Source organism: Amycolatopsis sp. NPDC031561 (genome assembly GCF_055580625.1).
Genome location: NZ_JBVILA010000002.1, coordinates 362,367 through 380,132 on the forward strand (window position 1 = coordinate 362,367; position 17,766 = coordinate 380,132).

Sequence of the window (17,766 nt, forward strand, 5' to 3'; positions counted from 1 at the left end):
GTCTTGCGCAGTACTACGAGCGTTGTGTTGACACAGGGGAGAAAACATGGCTGACGAGACGAAGCCACAGGACAAGTCCGTTTCCGGCGTGGTGCCGGTGCAGTTCAGCGCGGACGCGGAGACCCACGATGTGGCCGTCATGGCCACGAACCGGGAGGTGTTGCGCCGTTCGCCGTTCGGCGCCGACGTACCACTGCGCGCGGCGAGCGGCGAATAGCCCCCCTGAAAAGGGCACCGTGCGGCCGCGCACACCCGGGTGATCACGCTTGTCGGCCTGCGTGAGGTGTGCTTTACTGCTCCAGGTCTCGATTTTTGTGTTCGTGTTGGTTCACGCTCGCAGAACTCAGCGGGCGCAGTGTCTCCTCGTGTTTCCGGGGAAGCAAACCGTCTGGTCATGACCCGGGCTGCCGACGTGGCTTCCTGTTTGTTTGTGTTGCATATGGAGATTTTATGACTCAGGGCACTGTGAAGTGGTTCAACTCCGAGAAGGGGTTCGGCTTCATCACTCCCGACAACGGCGGCGGCGACGTCTTCGTGCACTACAGCGAGATCAAGGGCAACGGCTTCCGTACCCTCGAGGAGAACGCCCGCGTGGAGTTCGAGATCGGGCAGGGCGCGAAGGGTCCGCAGGCCACCTCGGTCAACGTGATCTGATCCAGGTTTTCCAAGCAGGGCCGTCATCCCCTCGGGGAGGCGGCCCTGCTGCTTTTTCAGGGGTATTACAGCCAGGGGTCGTTCGTTTCAGCCGGGGCCGACGAGTCCGATCTCGTAGGCCAGCACGATCGCCTGCGCCCGGTCACGGAGCGAGAGCTTCGCGAGGATCCGGCCCACGTATGTCTTAACGGTCTGCGCCGAAAGCACCAAGTCCGCCGCGATCTCCGGATTGGACCGTCCTTTCGCGATCAGCCGCAGCACCTCGCGTTCGCGTTCGGTGAGCACGTCGAACCGCGACGGCGAAGGTCTCGGAACGGGCGCACTGGCGACGAAACTCGCGATCAGCCGTTTCGTGACGGCGGGGGAGAGCAGCGCGTCCCCGGCGGCGACCACGTCGATGGCGTTCACCAGTTCGGCCGACGGCGCGTCCTTCAACAGGAACCCGCTCGCGCCCGCCCGTAGCGCTTCGTAGACGTACTCGTCCAAATGGAAAGTGGTCAAGACGATCACCTTCGGCTTCTCGCCGTCGCCTTCGAGCAGTCGCCGCGTCGCTTCGAGACCGTCCATCACCGGCATCCGGATGTCCATCAGGACGACGTCCGGTGGCCTGGTCAGGGCGGAGATGCCCGCCAGCGCGGCCAGTCCGTCACCTGCCTGGCCCACGACGTCGAGCCCGGGCTGCGCGTCCAGCAGGCTCGCGAAGCTCTCCCGCACCATGGCCTGGTCGTCGACGATGAACAGCGTCGTCACGCTTCCCCCGTGAGTTCCAGTGTGACGGCCACCCGGAAACCGCCGCCGGGCCTCGGGCCGGTCTCGCAAGTGCCCCCGATCAGCGTAACGCGTTCGGCTATCCCGGCCAGGCCCGTGCCGTCGTCGGCCGAGGGCGCCGGAATCCGCGTGGCGGGCCCGTTCTCGACGAGGATCACGAGCGCGTCCCGCTCCCGCCGGACGTCGACGTCCACAATGGACCCAGGGCTGTGCCGGGCCGCGTTGCTCAGCGCCTCCTGCAAGATCCGGTACGCGGCAAGGGCGATCATGGCCGGGACGCCGTCGCCGCCGGTGATCCGGGAGCGGACGTCGATCCCGGACGCCCGGCAGCCGTCGAGCAGTCCGGGGACCTCGGCGAGCCCCGGCTGCGGTTCGTGTTCCGGTTCGGTGTCGTCGTCCCGCAGCACGCCGACCAGCCGCCGGGCCTCGTCCAGCGCCTCACGGGCCGCGACACCGAGCGCGCGGAACTCCTCCGCGGTGGCCTCGTTCACGTCCGGGAGACGGTAGCGCGCGCTGTCGGTGCGCAGGGCGATCAGCGACAGGTGGTGGCCGATGATGTCGTGCAGTTCCCTGGCGATCAGCGCGCGTTCCTGCAGCGCCGTGCGTTTCGTCCGCTCCTCGACCGCCGTCCGCTCGGCCGTGTCGGCCTGCGTCAGCGCCCGCCGGCGCTGCTGCATGCCGTACCCGGCGACGATGGTCACGGTCACCACGATCAGTGACGACACCAGTGTCTTCGTCCCCCCGCGCGGGAGCTGGGCGAGGCCGACCGCGGTGGTGAGCACCACCGCGATGATCGAGATCCCCGTGCCCTGCCCGGGTTTCGTCCTGGCGAGGGTCAGCGCCAGCACCGGGAGGTACGGGAGGACGTGGGTCTGCAACGGCCAGTCGGACAGCGTCGTACCGAACGGCGGATGGCGCGTGGGGAAGAGGGTGGCGATGGTGGCGGCCGCCATGCCCACCGCCGCCACCCGGACGGCGGTCAGCGGGAACCGCACGACCAGTAGCGGTGGCACGAGCTGCAGGAGCAGCAGGAAGAAGACCAGCGGCAAGCTCTCCGAGCCGAGGTAGCGCGCCCAAGAGCCGTAGGTCAGGCCCACCAGCACGGTGAGTGCCGAGGCGGTGAGGACGCCCTTGACCCAGGCCGGCCCGCGCCACCAGGCCGAAGGCGGTTCGAGATCGGCGTCGTGCCCGGTGAAGAGCGCCCACCCCAGCGAGTCCATGAGTCGACGCTAGCGAGGCCACGACCAGCGCACATCCCGCCGTGGGGGACAGCCGGAGTCCGCCACGGGGTGACCAATACGGCCGCATCGGCACAGGAAAGGGCGATGCAACCTCGTGCAACTCTTTCTTTCCCGGCCCCGGCGTCGTTTCCTAGTAGGACTTGGCGCGGCAGCGGAGGACATGTGGGCGAAGCGGTTGCGGGGATCGTGGCGAACCCCGCTTCGGAGCGTGACATCCAGAGCCTGCGTTCGGCACTCCGCGTGGCGGGGGTCGGACGGGTGATGGTGTGGACGGAGGCCGGGAAGATCATCGGCACCGTCCGGCGGATGGTGGACGCGGGAGCGAGCGTGCTCATCTGCCTGGGTGACGACGGCATGATGCGGGCCGCCGCGGCCGCCTGCGGTGACGTCCCGCTGCTCATGCTGCCGTCGGGGAGCACCGACGCGCTTCCCGAGCCCACCGTCGCCGGGCTCGCCGCCGGGCTGCTGGCCACCCATCAGGTGGACGCTGACCTGGTCACGAACCGCGCGACCATCCTCGAGGTCGTCACCAAGGCCCGCCGGGAGATCGCGCTGAACGACGTCAGCGTGTGTTCGGAGAGCCGGTGGGACCCGGCGTCGCTGACCGAGCTGTACTGCACGTTCGCCGTACCGGACGGAATCGGCCTGTCGAGCATCCCCGGCAGGCTGTGCCCCAGTCCGAAGTCCACTGTGGACGGTGTTGCGGTCTCGCTCGGGCCGGTCGACGAGACGCCCTACGTGGTGCAGGCGCCGATCGCGCCCGGCGAGGTCCGGGCGGTGGGTGTCCGGGGCTGGAGTGTGCTGGACGCCGGGGTGCGTGTCGACCTCGCCGCCGCCGGCGGCTCGATCGCGCTGGACGGGCAACCGCACTTCGTGCTCAAGCCGGGAGAGAGCGCTTTCGTCGAGTTGAAGCCCGACGGCCCGTGGTGCGTCGACGTCCGCGCCGTGATGGCCGAGGCCACCAGGACCGGCCTGCTGCTCGGGCGGAAGCCGCAGGGGGCTTTTCCCGCGTCCCACCTGGTGGATGCGCCCTTCACCGCGTAAACCCGCCCAGGTCACAGAGACCTTCCGAACACCGTGATCCCCGGGCACACTGGCCGAAACGGACCAGAGGAGTGGGCCAGGTGCAGCTGGAGGCGGCGTTGCCGGTCGGCGCGGATCCGCGGCGGCACGCGCGCGCCCTCGCCAAGGTGCACGAAGCCGCCCTCGCGGGTAACGCGCTCCCCGGCCACCCGCGCGCGGTCATCGGAGCGTCCTGGCAGCGCATGCGCCGTCTCGGCCTGGACCCCGATCGAGGCGCGCCGGTGCCCGTGCTCGGCCCGGAGCAGTTGGAGGCCCGTCGTCGCGGGAGTGGCCTCGCCGCAGTCCTGCCCGCCCTGCGGGGCGGCCTGATCAGCCTGGCCGAGCAGGCCGCGCACATCATGGCCGTCGTCGACGCCGACGGCCGCGTCCTCTGGCGCGACGGCAGCACCGCGGTCCGCCGCCGGGCCGACGCGCTCGGGTTCGTCGAGGGGGTCGACTGGCACGAGAACTCGGCCGGTACCAACGCCATCGGCACAGCGCTGGTCACCCGGCATCCGGTCCAGGTCTACTCCGCCGAGCACTACGTCCGTAACCAGCACGACTGGACCTGCGCCGCCGCGCCGCTGCACGATCCGCGGGACGGCAGGCTGCTCGGCGTCGTCGACCTCTCCGGCCCGGCTTCGACCGTGCACCCGACGACCCTCGCCCTGGTCGACGCGGTCGCGAAGCTCGCCGAAGCGCATTTGCGCACCGCCCACCTTTCGGAACTCGAGCGGCTGCGAGGGCTCGCTTCGCCCCTGCTGACCAAGGTGAAGGGCCGGGCGGTGATCGCCGATCCGCACGGCTGGATCGCGGCGTCGGCCGGTCTCGTCCCGGTCGGCCGGATCGCCTTGCCGAACGACGCGGCCCCGGGCCGGAACCGGCTGCCCGCCTACGGGAACTGCCTGCTGGAGCCGCTGCCCGGCGGCTGGCTCGTCCGGCTCACCGAAGAGGAGGACACGCCGCCGACCCGCGTCGTGCTCGATCTGAGGTCGTCACGGGAGAGCACGCTGCGCGCCTCGGGCCCGGCGGGGACCTGGACGCACCGGCTGAGCCCGCGTCACGCGGAGATGCTGTACGTCCTCGCGCTGCATCGGGAGGGAAGGTCGGCCTCGGAACTGTCGCTCGACCTGTTCGGAGTCCCCGGCCGCACCGTCACCGTCCGCGCGGAGATGTCCAGGATGCGGCGTCATTTCGGCGGGATCCTGCTGGGCAGGCCGTACCGGTTCGCCGACGACGTCGAGGTCGTCGTCGAACGGCCTGCCGACGGTGGCGACGTCCTCCCGTACTCCGTCGCGCCCGCGGTCCGCGGCTGAACCTCCACCCCCGGCTCCACCCGGCGACGGTCCCGCTCCACCCGTCGGCGTGCCTAACGTCCGTGTCATGGGAAAAATGACCGTGAAAGGCCTGTTGGGGCTGGTAGTGATAGGTGTCGTCGTCCTGCTCGGGTTCCTGGCCTACCGGCTGATCCTGGTGGAGATGATCACGCGGCTGAGTGATCACTGAGGGGAGAAATGGGGAAACGGGAAAGGCCGCTCCTGCCGGACACGATCGCGCCGAGCTGGCTGGTCGTCCAGCTGCTCGGCACGGCCGCGGTCGTGGTGGTGCTGCTGACCGCGAGCGAGTCCAGTGCCTGGATCTGGACGGCGTACGGCGTTTGCGGGGCCTGCTGGCTGGGCTTCGTGGCGGCCTCCCCGCGGTTCCCCCGGGTGGCGACCGTCCTGCTCGCGGTGTCGAGCGTCGCGCCGTCGATCGCGCTCGGCTGGGCGGAGGACTCCTCCGCCATCGTGCTGGCGGTGGTCACGGTCAGCCGGTTCGCCACCCTGACCGAGCCGTCGGTGGCCGCCATCTTGGGGGTGGTGGGGCTCGACGCGAGCCTCGCGGCGGTCACCGGCCTGGTCGCGGGCGCGTCCGCGCCGCTCGTGTTCGGCAACGTCGGCGTGCTGCTCGTGCTGATGCTGCTGGGACTGAACCGGCGGCAGTACGAGGTGCAGGCGGCGCAGGCGGCCGCGCTGCTGGAGCAGACCAAGCTGGCGCAGAGCGAACACGCGCGGGCCGCCGCGCTCGACGAGCGCACCCGGATCGCCAGGGAGATCCATGACGTCCTCGCGCATTCGCTGGGGGCGCTGGGGATCCACCTGGAGGTCGCCGAGGCGCTGCTGGCCGAGAAGTCCGATGTGGACGGTGCGCTCGGCAGGGTCCGGTTGTCACGGCGGCTGGCCGCGGACGGGCTCGCCGAGGCTCGCGACGCTGTCGCCGCCTTACGCAGCGACGTCCCGTCGCTGGCCGAAGCCTTGCGGCTGCTGGCGGACGCGCATCACGACGGCGTCTCGTTCGAGGCATCGGGCGATGAGCCGCCACTGCCGTCCGCCGCGGTGGTCTCGCTGGTCGGGGTCGCGCGGGAGGCGCTGACCAACGCGGCCAAGCACGCCCCAGGGCGGCCGGTGTCGCTCCTGCTGCGCTTCACCCCATCGGAGGTCCGCTTGCGGGTGTGGAACGACCTCGGCGACAGCGTCCGATCGGAGGACGCCGGCGGGTTCGGTCTCACCGGGATGAGGGAGCGGCTCGCGCTCGCCGGTGGCACGCTGACCGCGGGCCCGGACGGCGGGCACTGGACGGTGGAGGCGGTGGTGAGGACGTGATCCGGGTGGTCGTCGTCGATGACCAGCAGGTCATGCGCGAAGGGCTCGTCGCGCTGCTCGGGCTGATCGACGGCGTCGAGGTCGCGGGCTCCGCGGGTGACGGGCGGCAGGCGCTCGACCTGCTCGGCACCACCGCGGCGGACGTCGTGCTGATGGATCTGCGCATGCCCGTCCTGGACGGGGTGGCCGCGACCAGGCTGCTCAAACGGGATCACCCGGACGTCGCGGTCGTGGTCCTGACGACGTACGCGGACGACACTTCGATCGCCGACGCGGTGCGTGCCGGGGCCCGCGGCTACCTGACCAAGGACGCGGGCCGCGCCGAGATCGGGGCGGCCGTCCGCTCCGCCGCCAACGGGCAGGCCGTCTTCGCCGCCGAAGTCTCCGACAGGCTCGCCGCCGCGCTGTGTGGACGGGTTCTCGGCGGGAAAACTTGCCTCGAAGCCAACGCGAGAACGGTCACCCGGGCCAAGACCGAGCTCCCGGACGGGCTCACCACACGCGAGGCGGAAGTGCTCGGCCTCATCGCGCGCGGGTTGTCGAATCCGGAAATCGCCGCCGAGTTGTTCATCGGCGACGCCACCGTGAAAAGCCATATCAACCACGCTTTCGCGAAGATCGGTGTGCGCAATCGTGCGGAGGCCGTGCGCTACGGCCTGGAAAAAGGCCTCTGACGCTGCTGGGAGATCACGTGCCGATGACACACGCCGGTGTCACTGGCTGCGCTGATCCCGACTCGGATACCTTCTTTGCGGGTAGAGCCAATGGGGAGGAACGGCGATGACGAGCACTGTGACCCGGCCGGGGCCGCCGGGGGGTCCTGCCGCACCCGTGCCGCCCCCGGCTCCCGGGGGCCGAGGCGGGATCGCCGGAGTGCTCGAACTGCCGGGGAACGGGATCCGCGCGATCGTCCGGTCCGCGGCGACCACGCCGGGCAGACTGTCGGTGATCGCGATCGGGCTCGTCCTGCTGTCGCTGGTCGCGGGCCTGTTCGGCACGCTGGCCGCGCAGGACAAGAAAGACACGATCAACGGCCTGATCGACCACCGCGAACCCCTCGCGGCCGCCGCGCAACAGGTCTACCGCGCGCTTTCGGACGCCGACGCGACAGCGGCGAGTTCGTTCCTCTCGATCGGCACCGAGCCGCTCCCGATGCGCCAGCGCTACGAACGCGACGTCGCGGAGGCGGGCGCGGCGCTCGCGAAGGCGGCGTCGGACTCTTCCGGCGTCGACGACGCGGCCGAACAGATCAACATCCTCGGCCGCGAGATCCCTGTCTACACAGGACTGATCGAGACCGCGCGCACCTACAACCGGCAGGGATATCCCGTCGGCGCCTCGTATCTGCGTGAAGCCTCCGAGCTGATGCGGACGAAAATCCTTCCCGCCGCACAGGATCTGTACCGCATCGACACCGACAGGCTCACCGCCGAACAGGATGACGCGACCGGATTCCCTTGGCTGGCAACGGCTTTGCTGCTCGCCCTGCTCGCGGCGCTCATCGTCACGCAGGTGCACCTGACCCGGAAGACCAACCGGCTGCTGAACGTCGGGCTCGTCGTCGCGTCCGCTTCGGTGGTGGTCGCCCTGCTGTGGGGCGCGGTGGCGCTGATCGTGCAGAGCAGCCTCGTCGGTGGTGGCGAGGAGGACGGCTCGCACCAGGTGGACGTCCTCGTGCGCGCCCGGATCGCGGCACTGCAGGCACGAGCCGACGAAACGCTGACCCTCGTCGCGCGCGGCGACGGTGCGGCCTATGAACAGGACTTCCGTAACCTCGCCGGGCAATTCGGCGGGACGGACGGCCAAGGCGGCCTGCTGGGCGAGGCCAAGGGCCTCGCGGCGGGCGGCGCGGCCGCAGGGAAGGTGGACGCGGCGATCCAAGCGGCGTCGGCGTGGTTCAAGGCGCACGGTGAGGTGCGGCGCCTCGACGACGACGGCTTCTACCAGGACGCCGTCGACACGGCGATCCGTGACGACAAGAAGGACGGCGCGGCGGGGGCGTTCCTGCGCCTCGACGAGAACCTGGTGGCCGCGATCAACGTGGGACGGCAGGAGTTCCTCGACGACACCCGTGGCGCCGAGCGCGCGCTGACCCTGCTCGCGCCGGGGATCGCGGTACTGGCGCTGATCGCGGCGGCGGGGTCCGCGTTGGGAATCCGTGAACGGCTGAGGGAGTACCGGTGATGCGGAACGGTCTGCGGGCGGCCGTGCTCGGCGCCGTCTTGGTGCTGGCGACGGCTTGTGGCAGCGCGGGGGCGCCGGTCGACCCGGCCCCGGTCGGCGAGGTCGCGCCGCCGTTGCCCGCGAACGTCGGCGGTGCCGACAACGCCGGCGGCGGGACGGCCGACACGAGCTGCAACCCGCTCGCGAGTCTGCGGCCGACCAACGGCACGTCGATCACCAGCGGATCGACGATGGCGAAGATCAAGGAGAACGGCAAACTGATCGCCGGCGTCGACCAGACGACGTTCCTGTTCGGTTTCCGCAATCCGACGTCGGGCCAGCTCGAAGGTTTCGACATCGACATGGTCAACGAAGTCGCGAAGGCGATCTTCGGCAGTGCGGAAGGCCGGGTGCAGTTCCGGGCGATCCCGTCGAAACTGCGGGAAGAGGTACTCCAGAAGAAGCAGGTCGACATCGTGGTGCGGACCTACAGCATCACCTGCAGCCGGCTTCAGAAGGTCGGCTTCTCGACGGCGTACTACAAGGCGGGGCAACGGATCCTGGTCGAAGCGGGCTCGAAGGTCGCCCAGCTCTCGGACCTCGCCGGACGCCGGGTCTGCGCGACCAAGACGTCGACCTCGCTGCTGAAGATCGCGGCGGATCCCTCGAAGCCGGTGCCGGTTTCCGTGGACAACTGGTCGGACTGCCTGGTGATGCTGCAGCAGAAGCAGGTCGAGGCCGTTTCGACGGACGACGTCATCCTCGCCGGGATGCTCGCGCAGGACCCGACGCTGAAGATCGTGGGCGACCGGTTCACCGAGGAGAACTACGGCATCGGTGTCCCGAAGGAGAACGAGGACATGGTGCGGTACGTGAACGCCGTGCTGGAGAACGTGCGCGGTGGCGCGTGGCAGACGAGCTACGCGAAGTGGATCGGGAACAAACTCGAAGGCGGGACGCCGCCCTCGGCGCAGTACAAGTGAGAACGGGCCGTTCGGGATCGCTCCCGAACGGCCCGCTTCGTCTCAGGGGGACTTCTCGCCGATCACCGGCGGCACCGGCTTCATGTCGCCGTCGTAGCCGCCGAACAAGACGTCGGCGTCCTCTTCCTGCAGGTAGTTCGGGGCCTTCTTTTCCTTGTCTTCTTCCTTCTGCCCCTTACCGCCGGGAGCACCGCCGCCCATCGGACCCTGGCCGCCGCCCTTGCCCGCCGCGGCCGCGCCACCCCGCGTCACCCGCTCCTCGGGCAGCTTGCCCGCCCCGGACCCGCCGCCCTTGCCTGCCAGCTTCTCGGCCTCACCGGCCGACACCTTGCCGCCCGCGAGCCGCTCGGCGACGTTGCCCGACCCGCCGTTGCGCCCGAAGCCGCCGCCACTACCGCCACCGGTCAACCGGCTCGCCGCGCTGCCACCCGGCCCGCTCGTCGTCCGGCCCGGCTTGCCGCGGTACTGCTCGCTGCCCAGCCGTCCGAGACCGCTGGGACCAGGACCGTTCATGGCCGCCAGCCCCGGCGTCGGCCCGGGCCGGAACGACCCGGGCGGCCCGCTGAGCGACTGCCCCGGCCCCGGAACCCCGGTGTGCCCGCCGCCCGTCGTGATTCCCGGCCCCGGCCCCGGCCCCGATGTCGGCCCTGGTCCGCCCGAGTAGCCCGGACCGGGTCCCCCGGGGCCGGGGCCTTGTCCTGGCCCTCCGCTGAAGCCCTTGACCTCGGTGCCCCCGGAAAACCCGGACGCCGTCGTCGAATCGCCCATTTCCGGCGGCGGGGCGAAGGTGGGCTGCTTGGAATTGACGTCGAAGAGCGACTGGTCGTAGGTGTGCATCACCTGCGCGGCCTGCTGATGCGCCTGGAACGACTGCTCCTGCTTGGCCGAGATGTTGCCGACCGTCTCCACCGCGCCCGCGAAGTTCCCGGTCGAGAGCTGCTGCATCGCGTTCTTGTACTCGGTGTTGCGATCGAAGGGGACCTCTTCGGGCATGGAGTTCTTCGCGGTGGTGGCCGCGGCGGCCGACTGGGAGAAGCGGTTGGACGCGAGGTAAGCGCCGTCACCCGCGGTGTCGGCCCACTTGCCCAGGTTCTTGAAGAACCCATGCGCGGCCTCCGCGGAGGGCCCCTGCCAGTGAGCGCCCTCCTTGTTGGCGGCGGAGGAGAGGGCGCTGCTGAAGGTGTTCAGCGCGTTGCCCTGGTTGTTCCAGATCTCGCCCTTTTGATCGATCTTCTCGGCGGAGAGATTGTCGGTCACCATGCCGATCAGGTCGCCGTGCGAGTTGCCCTCGTACCGCTGACCCGACGGCCCGAGCCCGGCCCGGAACTCCTGTCCCTGGGTGAGAGCCGCGGCCTGCTCGCCCGAATACTGGCCGGCCTTCTGTTCTGCCGTCAGCCGCGCGGTGAGGTCGTTGCCGCCGGGACCCCGGTTGGTCTCGTCGTAGGTCTCCGCGTAGCGCTTGCCCTCGTACGTGCGGTGGGCCTTGCCGTCGGCGCTCAGCACTGACTCGAAGTTGTCCTGACCGGTGTTCTCCGCCATGGTCCCCTCCCGATCCGTTCAGTTCCCTCTGGGCAGCCTGGGTGCGATCTGCTCGGCAATGGACCGCGCTGAATCACATGCTTCTTCGTTGGACCCGCTTGCGAGCGTCATGCTCACGGTCGCTCGTGCGCTTGCCCCGACTGCCATTCCGATGAAGCAGCTGCTGCTGCCGCCGGCGCCCGCGATGATGACCGAATCCTTGCCGGCGATACTCGCCGTGCTTCTGGTGCCGCCGAGATCTTCAAGCTTGTCGATCCCAGCGTTGACGAGATACATGCTCGCGGTTCCCACCCCGGACTTCCGGGCCTGGCATCCATTGTCGCTTTCGAATTTCACTTCTTTGGGAGCCTCGAAGCCCTGGGATTCGGTGACTGGTTGGAAGAGATCGCACGCCTTGAGGTCGCCGAAGGTGCCCTGGGGTGAATTGGACGCTGTTGTGCCAGGTGACTGCGAGTTGGGCGGCGCCGGCTGCGGCGTCCCGCCATTGCTGTTGGTGCAGCCTGCCAGGAAAATACCGACGACTATGCCCGCTGCGGCGGTGATCGTTAGGCGGATATTGCGCATGTGTCTGACTCAGTTCCGTTCCAGCGAATTCAAGGTGCTAGCGTTTTCGGAATCTTGGCTTCGGTACTTGCTTATCGCTGTCTTGATCGCCTCTTCGGCTCGCTCCACGATGGCCTTCAGGGCCTCCAGCTGAGTTTTCGCCGATTGATCGTCGCCGTCTGCGACCAGGACAGCGTGTCGGCCGATTTCTGCTGCGTAAGGGCTGGTTCCCAGCTCGGGCTGCTGGGCGAGGTGAGTGAAGTCCTGTTTGTTGTTTGCCCAGTCCTCCAAGTACGCGCGCAGCGCCGTCTTGTACGCCTCGCCCATCTCCGGGCTGACCGCGAACCGCCCCTCGTTCGCCGCCTTCACCATCGCGTCGGCCTGCGCCGAGAAATCGCCCAGCATCTGCGAGAAGTTGCCCGGCGGTCCGCCGGTGCCGTCAGTCATGGTCTCTCCCCTGTACCAAGTCCCGGTTACTCGTAGCGCTCGTCAGGTCACGATATCAGCGGAAGAGGACCGAAAGGCCGCCTTCCGCTGAGGATCACGCGCTGCCGACGCGGGCGGCTTCGACCAGGTCGTGGATCCATCGTGCCAGGTGAGAGCCGCTCGTCGGGGTGAACGTGCGGCGGACTTCGCCGTCGGGGAAGCGGTCGGTGGTGAGCATGAAGCGGCCCTGGACGCTGTCGAACCACTGGACGCTCTTCTGCTGCGGTTTACCCCGATCGTCGCGCAGGGTGACGCCGATCGTGCCGAGCCTCGCGAGCGGGAATTCGAAGAACCGGCCTGCCGCCCCCAGCCGGAGATTGCCGGGGTCCTCGTCGAACGGGTCGTCCGGTCGTTTGGACGGGGGGAGAGTGCTGGACGTCGTCACCCGTGCGGGGAACGGCTGTAGTGACGGCAAGTTGCCGAGCAGGGCGGCGGTGACCTGTTCGGGGTAAACCGTCTCGAAGAGGATGTCGAATCCGCGCTGCTGGCTCACGACGCCCAAGCGACGGTCCCAGCAACCTCGATAGAGGTATTCGGCGTTCTGCTCGACTTCGTGCGCCTCCAGGGTGACGACGAAGTCCCCCGTGGCCCAGAGCCGGAGCGCCTGCTCGTAGTCGCGCAGGAGTTCGCGGCCGCGCGCGAAGCCTCGGTCGGCCAGGTCGGCCCAGACTTCCGCGCAGTGCCGCTCGCGTTCGGTGATGGTGGTACCGACGGTCGGGATTTCGAACGGCAGCACGAATCTGCCGAGCCCGAGTTCTTCGAGTACGACGTCGAGCTGGGCCATCGACATCGAAAATGACGCAGGCACTCGGCCTCCCCCTCATCACCTGCTGAATCGGTTCTCTCTCGCACCGTAGCGGGTTCGACCCGGCGCGGACACGACCTGCCTGGTCACCCCTAGACTGAGTCCGACGTGGTCGCGGGGATTTCGGGAGGTACCTGTGTCGGAAGAGCCGCGCCGTCCTCGGCACGCAGCGCCGGACGACACCAAGCCGGACCAAGAGGCCGAGTCCGCGTCCTGGACGCCGCCGGCACCGGTCCGCTGGGAGACGCCTGAACCGTCGATTTCCGGCAGGCTCGATTCCTCCGAGCCGCCGAAGCGGAAAGCCGCGCCGGAGACGGACGCCGAACGCACGATCTTCCACGCGCCGGTCCAGCAGCGTCCGCAGACCCCGCCGCGCGGCCAGCAGCGGCCGATCCCCGGCGCCGAGGACCCGACGCGCCCACCGGGGGAGATGGCCCCGGTGAGCCCGCAGACCCAGGTCGTCCGCCCCGCGTGGCAGGCGCCCGCGGACGCGCCGCAGCCGACCAGCGTGCTCTCGTCGCCCACCCCGGAGACGCAGAGCATCATGCCGCCGGCGCCGCGCGTCGACCCCGGCCCCGGGCAGCTGCCGGACCCGGGCACGGAAAGCGTCCTCCCCGAACGTTCCAGCGAAAGCCACGGAACCGGGACCGGATCGGGCAGCCGGGGCACCGGCACCGGAACGGGTTCGTTCCCCGGCACCGCACGCCGGACGTCGTCGCGCACGTCTCGCCGCGGCCGTCTGGGCGCGGGGCTCGTCGACGTCCCGCAGGTGCCGTACCGCGACCCGGCGTCCGCCGTCCTCGACAACCCGATGGTGTCGGAAGAGAAGCGCTTCTGCGGCAACTGCAGCGCCAAGGTCGGTCGCGGCAAGGACGGCCGGCCCGGTTCGCCCGAGGGCAACTGCGAGAAGTGCGGGAACCCGTTCTCCTTCGTCCCGAAGCTGCGCCCGAACGAGATCGTCGGCGGCCAGTACGAGGTGCTCGGCGCGCTCGCGTACGGCGGGCTCGGCTGGATCTATCTCGCGCAGGACCACAACGTCAGCGATCGCTGGGTGGTGCTCAAGGGCCTGATCGACACAGGTGATGCCACCGCGATGGCGGCCGCCGCCAACGAGCAGCGGTTCCTCGCCGAGGTCGAGCACCCGAACATCGTCAAGATCCACAACTTCGTGCAGCATCCGGACGGCGACACCGGCAACTCGGTCGGCTACATCGTCATGGAGTACGTCGGTGGCCAGTCGTTGCGCCAGCTCGCGCTCGCGCACCACCGCGAGACGAAGCGCCCGGAGCCGCTGCCGATCGGCCAGGTGATCGCCTACGGGCTCGAGATCCTGCCCGCCATGGGCTACCTGCACAGCCAGAACCTGCTGTACTGCGACCTCAAGCCCGACAACGTCATCCAGACGCACGAACAGCTCAAGCTGATCGACCTCGGCGCGGTCCGCCGCATCGACGACTACGAGAGCCCGCTGTTCTTCACCACCGGCTACAGCGCTCCCGAGCTGGCGACCCACGGCGCTTCGGTGGCATCGGATCTGTACACGGTCGGCCGCACGCTCGCCGTCCTCAGCTTCGAATTCTCCGGGTACACCAGCAAGTACAAGGCGACCTTGCCCGGCCCGGACGTCGTCCCGCTGTTCGCGCTCTTCGGTTCGTACTACCGCTTCCTGCGGCGCGCGACGCACACCGACCCGGACCGCCGGTTCATCGCGGCCGAGGAGATGGGCGACCAGCTGACCGGCGTGCTCCGCGAGATCATGGCGCTGGGCACCGGGAAGCCGCGTCCCGGCGCATCGACCGTCTTCGGCCCGGAGACCCGCACGTTCGGCGTCGACCTGGTCGTCCCGGAGCACGGCGGGAGCGTGCCGCTGCCGGATCCCGGCGAAGTGGTCTCGGGCCTGCCGATCCCGCAGGTCGACACGGACGACCCGGCGGCGGGCATGCTCGCCTCGACCGTCGCACTCGATCCCGCGGGCGCGATCGAGTCATTGGCCGGGGCGCCGCGCGAGTCGATCGAGGTCCGGTTGCGCATCGTCCGCGCCCGGATCGAGCTCGGTGAGCTGGTCGAGGCGCAGCGGCAGTTGCAGGCCGGGCAGTACCTCGCGATCAAGGCCGGTTTCCCGCACGACTGGCGGATCGACTGGTACCGCGGCCTGATCGAGCTCGCGGGCGGCCGCTCCCGCGTCGCGCACGTCGCGTTCGAGGCGGTGTACGACGACCTTCCCGGCGAGATCGCGCCGAAGCTGGCCTTGGCCGTCAGCGCGGAGGGCGTCGGGGACTACTTCGGCGCCGCGCGCTACTACGAGCTGGTGTGGCGAACGGACCGGTCGTACGTCAGCGCGGCCTTCGGGCTCGCTCGCGTGTATCTCGCGCAGGGCGCCCGTGCCAGCGCGATCGAGGTGCTGGAGGCCGTCCCGGCGTCGTCCACGCACTACGTCGCCGCGCAGGTGGCCGCGATCAAGATCAAGACGAGGATCAACGGCGGCGGCAAGGATCCGGTGCAGGTGTCCGAGCGGGATCTCGTCGACGCCTCGACGCGGCTCGAGCGACTGCAGCTCGACGCCGAACGCCGCACGCGGTTGTCGGCGGAGGTTCTCGAAGCGGCGTACGGCTGGCTCAACTCGCAGAACCGGCCGACGCCGGGTGCGAAGGTGCTGGGCTGTGCCCTGGACGAGCGAGACCTGCGGTTCGGGCTCGAGCGCTGTTATCGGACCCTCGCCCGCCTGGCCGGGACCGTCGACCAGCGCGTCGAACTCGTCGACAAGGCCAACGCGATAAGGCCAAGGACCCTTACCTGAGCACGCGTTCAGTCCTCTGGATGCGGTAGTTCGCATGCCGAACCACCGCATCCAGAGGACTGAACGCTCAAGGGTTGATTTCCCACTCGCGTGCGCGTTCGGCCTTCTCGTGCGCGGCGGCGAGCTTTTGCAGCGCCTCGGGATCCCCGTGCTTGCTGAAGTGCTCGAACTCGACCCGCACGAACAACGCCCGCGCGCGCACCGCGACCGGGCCGTCTTCGGCGTCGAGCCGTCCGTCGGCGCTCACGTAGATCTTCCGGCCGGCGATGCCGTCCAGTTTCGCGGCGATGTAAAGGGTCGAGCCGACCGGGACCGGCCGCAGGAAGTCCGTCTCCAGCTTCCCGGTGACGGCGGGACGACGCAGCAGGTTGCCGACGGTCGCGCCGAGCGCCTCGTCGAAGGCGCAAGCCAGCAGGCCGCCATGGGCGAGGCCGGGCGCACCCTGGTGGGCGGAGGTGACGGTGAACTTGGAGTACACCGTCGTTCCTTCGCCCACCGTCGAGTGCAGGTGGAGCCCGGCCTCGATCTCGTCGCCGCACCCGAAACACTCACCGAAGTGGATGCCAAGGTGGCTGCCCGGCTGCGGGGCTTCCGGGTGGACGGTCGCCGGTTCGACTTCGACCGGCGGCCACGGCTGCGAGATACGGCTCATGGAGAGACGTTAACTCGCCGGTAGCTCCGAGGCGCCGCCGGGACTGACCGATTCCGGCTTCCGGCGTCGCGCGATCCGCGAATTCACGATGCCGCGCAACGAGACTCCGGCGGTTTCCGGCAGCAGCAGGATCGGAATGGCCGCGATCGCCGCCGCGCCCATCAGGTAGTACGCGGGCCACAGGTTGTCGCCGGTCTTGTCCACCAGGCTGCCGATGACGTACGACGCCGTGCCACCGAAGGCGGCGGTGGAGACGCTGTACCCGATGGAGAAGCCGCCGTAGCGCTCCTGCGTCGGGAACATCGCCGGCAGCGTCGCCGCCAGCACCGCGAGGATCAGGACCAGCGGCACCGCGATCATCAGCAGGCCGAGCATGAGCTGCCAGGCGTTCTGGTCGTCCGCGGCAGCGCCCATCAGCGAGAACGCCGGGATCGGCAACACCAGGAAGCTCGCGCAACTCGCGATCAGGATGGGTTTTCGCCCGATCCGGTCGGACAGTATGCCGACCGGCACGATCAGGATCAGCATCAGCGCGATGGTCGCCAGGATGATCAGCAACGGCGTATGCCCGCTGAACCCGACCACGTCCTTGAGATAGGTCTCGAGGTAGGTGATCACGATGTAGTCGGCGACGTTCAGCATCACCACGATGCCGATCAGGTGCAGGATCGACGTCCAATGCTTCTTGAGCAGAGCCTTCAGCGGCGACTTCTCGACCTGCTGCTTCTTCTCGATCTCCTGGAACAGCGGAGTGTCCTCCAGCTTGTTCCGCAGGTAGAGACCGACGATGCCGAGCGGTCCGGCGATCAGGAACGGCAGGCGCCAGCCCCATTCGCGCATGGCGTCGTCGCCGAGGACCACGGTGAAGATCGTGACGAAGCCGGCACCCATCGCGAACCCGACGAGCGTGCCGAACTCCAGCCAGCTGCCCCAGAAACCCCGGCGCCGGGCGGGGGCGTACTCGGCGATGAACGTCGCCGCCCCGCCGTACTCACCACCCGCCGAGAAGCCCTGGATCATGCGCAACAGGATCAGCGCGACCGCCGCGGCGGGTCCGATCGTGGCGTAGGACGGCAGCAGGCCGATGACGAACGTCGAGCCCGACATCAGGATGATCGTCAGCGCGAGGACCTTCTGGCGCCCGATCTTGTCCCCCAGCGGACCGAACACGAAGCTGCCGAACGGCCGCACGATGAAAGTGATCGCCAGCACCGCGAAGGTCGCCAGTGCGCCTTCGGAAGTGCTGGAAGCGTTGAAGAAAACCTGCCCCAGGATGGCGGGCATGAAGCCGAAAACACCGAAGTCGTACCACTCGATGCAGTTACCCATCGCCGCTCCGGCGACGGCCTTTCTGATCTGCTCAGGTGGGGCCTCCGCGGGTTCCCCTTTTTCCTGATGTGACGCGCTCAGCGCCTCTTCGGCCATGGGTTT

General features: G+C 69.2%; 18 protein-coding genes. 10 read left to right on the forward strand and 8 right to left on the reverse strand.

Going from position 1 to position 17,766, the window contains the following annotated elements:
• Positions 1–46 precede the first annotated feature (46 nt).
• A complete protein-coding gene (locus tag ACZ5IK_RS07240; RefSeq protein WP_168214470.1) occupies positions 47–217 on the forward strand; it encodes a hypothetical protein in 171 nt (56 codons plus the stop codon).
• A 233-nt stretch (positions 218–450) separates the two neighbouring features.
• Positions 451–654, forward strand: coding sequence for a cold-shock protein (locus ACZ5IK_RS07245; protein WP_037319152.1), 204 nt, complete (start codon positions 451–453; stop codon positions 652–654).
• Between the two features lie 87 nt (positions 655–741).
• Here ACZ5IK_RS07245 and ACZ5IK_RS07250 read toward each other — a convergent pair whose 3' ends face one another.
• The gene (locus tag ACZ5IK_RS07250; protein WP_465486976.1) at positions 742–1,404 is read right to left on the reverse strand and encodes a response regulator; all 663 of its coding nucleotides are present in this window, start codon (positions 1,402–1,404) and stop codon (positions 742–744) included.
• On the reverse strand, positions 1,401–2,642 hold the full coding sequence (locus ACZ5IK_RS07255; protein WP_465486977.1) for a sensor histidine kinase: 1,242 nt from the start codon (positions 2,640–2,642) through the stop codon (positions 1,401–1,403). The genes ACZ5IK_RS07250 and ACZ5IK_RS07255 overlap by 4 nt, the downstream gene beginning before the upstream one ends.
• Positions 2,643–2,825: 183 nt before the next feature.
• Here ACZ5IK_RS07255 and ACZ5IK_RS07260 point away from each other — a divergent pair, with 183 nt between their 5' ends.
• The 7 genes from ACZ5IK_RS07260 to ACZ5IK_RS07290 all read left to right on the forward strand — a co-directional run bounded on the left by ACZ5IK_RS07260 (position 2,826) and on the right by ACZ5IK_RS07290 (position 9,513).
• Positions 2,826–3,707: an NAD(+)/NADH kinase gene (locus tag ACZ5IK_RS07260; protein WP_101611926.1), complete on the forward strand. Its 882-nt coding sequence runs from the start codon at positions 2,826–2,828 to the stop codon at positions 3,705–3,707.
• Between the two features lie 71 nt (positions 3,708–3,778).
• The gene (locus ACZ5IK_RS07265) at positions 3,779–5,041 is read left to right on the forward strand and encodes a GAF domain-containing protein (RefSeq protein ID WP_465486978.1); all 1,263 of its coding nucleotides are present in this window, start codon (positions 3,779–3,781) and stop codon (positions 5,039–5,041) included.
• A gap of 67 nt (positions 5,042–5,108) precedes the next feature.
• Positions 5,109–5,231, forward strand: a complete 123-nt coding sequence (locus ACZ5IK_RS07270) for a hypothetical protein (RefSeq protein ID WP_465486979.1) — start codon at positions 5,109–5,111, stop codon at positions 5,229–5,231.
• A gap of 8 nt (positions 5,232–5,239) precedes the next feature.
• Entirely contained in the window at positions 5,240–6,367 is a 1,128-nt protein-coding gene (locus tag ACZ5IK_RS07275) for a sensor histidine kinase (RefSeq protein WP_465486980.1), read from the forward strand.
• The gene (locus tag ACZ5IK_RS07280) at positions 6,364–7,041 is read left to right on the forward strand and encodes a response regulator (RefSeq protein WP_465486981.1); all 678 of its coding nucleotides are present in this window, start codon (positions 6,364–6,366) and stop codon (positions 7,039–7,041) included. Before ACZ5IK_RS07275 ends, ACZ5IK_RS07280 begins: the two co-directional genes overlap by 4 nt.
• A gap of 106 nt (positions 7,042–7,147) precedes the next feature.
• Positions 7,148–8,551, forward strand: a complete 1,404-nt coding sequence (locus ACZ5IK_RS07285; RefSeq protein WP_465486982.1) for a hypothetical protein — start codon at positions 7,148–7,150, stop codon at positions 8,549–8,551.
• On the forward strand, positions 8,551–9,513 hold the full coding sequence (locus ACZ5IK_RS07290) for a glutamate ABC transporter substrate-binding protein (RefSeq protein WP_465487244.1): 963 nt from the start codon (positions 8,551–8,553) through the stop codon (positions 9,511–9,513). The genes ACZ5IK_RS07285 and ACZ5IK_RS07290 overlap by 1 nt, the downstream gene beginning before the upstream one ends.
• Positions 9,514–9,555: 42 nt before the next feature.
• Here the strand turns inward: ACZ5IK_RS07290 and ACZ5IK_RS07295 are convergent, their stop codons facing one another.
• From ACZ5IK_RS07295 to ACZ5IK_RS07310, 4 genes are all read right to left on the reverse strand, one after another.
• Complete coding sequence (locus tag ACZ5IK_RS07295; protein WP_465486983.1) at positions 9,556–11,052, reverse strand: hypothetical protein; 1,497 nt, start codon at positions 11,050–11,052, stop codon at positions 9,556–9,558.
• Positions 11,053–11,070: 18 nt separating this feature from the next.
• Entirely contained in the window at positions 11,071–11,616 is a 546-nt protein-coding gene (locus tag ACZ5IK_RS07300) for a DUF3558 family protein (protein ID WP_465486984.1), read from the reverse strand.
• A 9-nt stretch (positions 11,617–11,625) separates the two neighbouring features.
• Complete coding sequence (locus ACZ5IK_RS07305; protein WP_101611933.1) at positions 11,626–12,042, reverse strand: hypothetical protein; 417 nt, start codon at positions 12,040–12,042, stop codon at positions 11,626–11,628.
• Between the two features lie 94 nt (positions 12,043–12,136).
• Positions 12,137–12,889, reverse strand: a complete 753-nt coding sequence (locus ACZ5IK_RS07310) for an ESX secretion-associated protein EspG (protein ID WP_465486985.1) — start codon at positions 12,887–12,889, stop codon at positions 12,137–12,139.
• Between the two features lie 133 nt (positions 12,890–13,022).
• On the opposite strand from ACZ5IK_RS07310, the gene ACZ5IK_RS07315 reads away from it, so the two are divergent.
• Complete coding sequence (locus ACZ5IK_RS07315; RefSeq protein ID WP_465486986.1) at positions 13,023–15,683, forward strand: serine/threonine-protein kinase; 2,661 nt, start codon at positions 13,023–13,025, stop codon at positions 15,681–15,683.
• Between the two features lie 67 nt (positions 15,684–15,750).
• Here ACZ5IK_RS07315 and ACZ5IK_RS07320 read toward each other — a convergent pair whose 3' ends face one another.
• Together ACZ5IK_RS07320 and ACZ5IK_RS07325 are read right to left on the reverse strand one after the other, a co-directional pair.
• Complete coding sequence (locus tag ACZ5IK_RS07320) at positions 15,751–16,335, reverse strand: PaaI family thioesterase (protein WP_465486987.1); 585 nt, start codon at positions 16,333–16,335, stop codon at positions 15,751–15,753.
• A gap of 9 nt (positions 16,336–16,344) precedes the next feature.
• Positions 16,345–17,760 (reverse strand): MFS transporter, encoded by a 1,416-nt coding sequence (locus tag ACZ5IK_RS07325; protein WP_465486988.1) that lies wholly within the window; start codon positions 17,758–17,760, stop codon positions 16,345–16,347.
• Positions 17,761–17,766 lie beyond the last annotated feature (6 nt).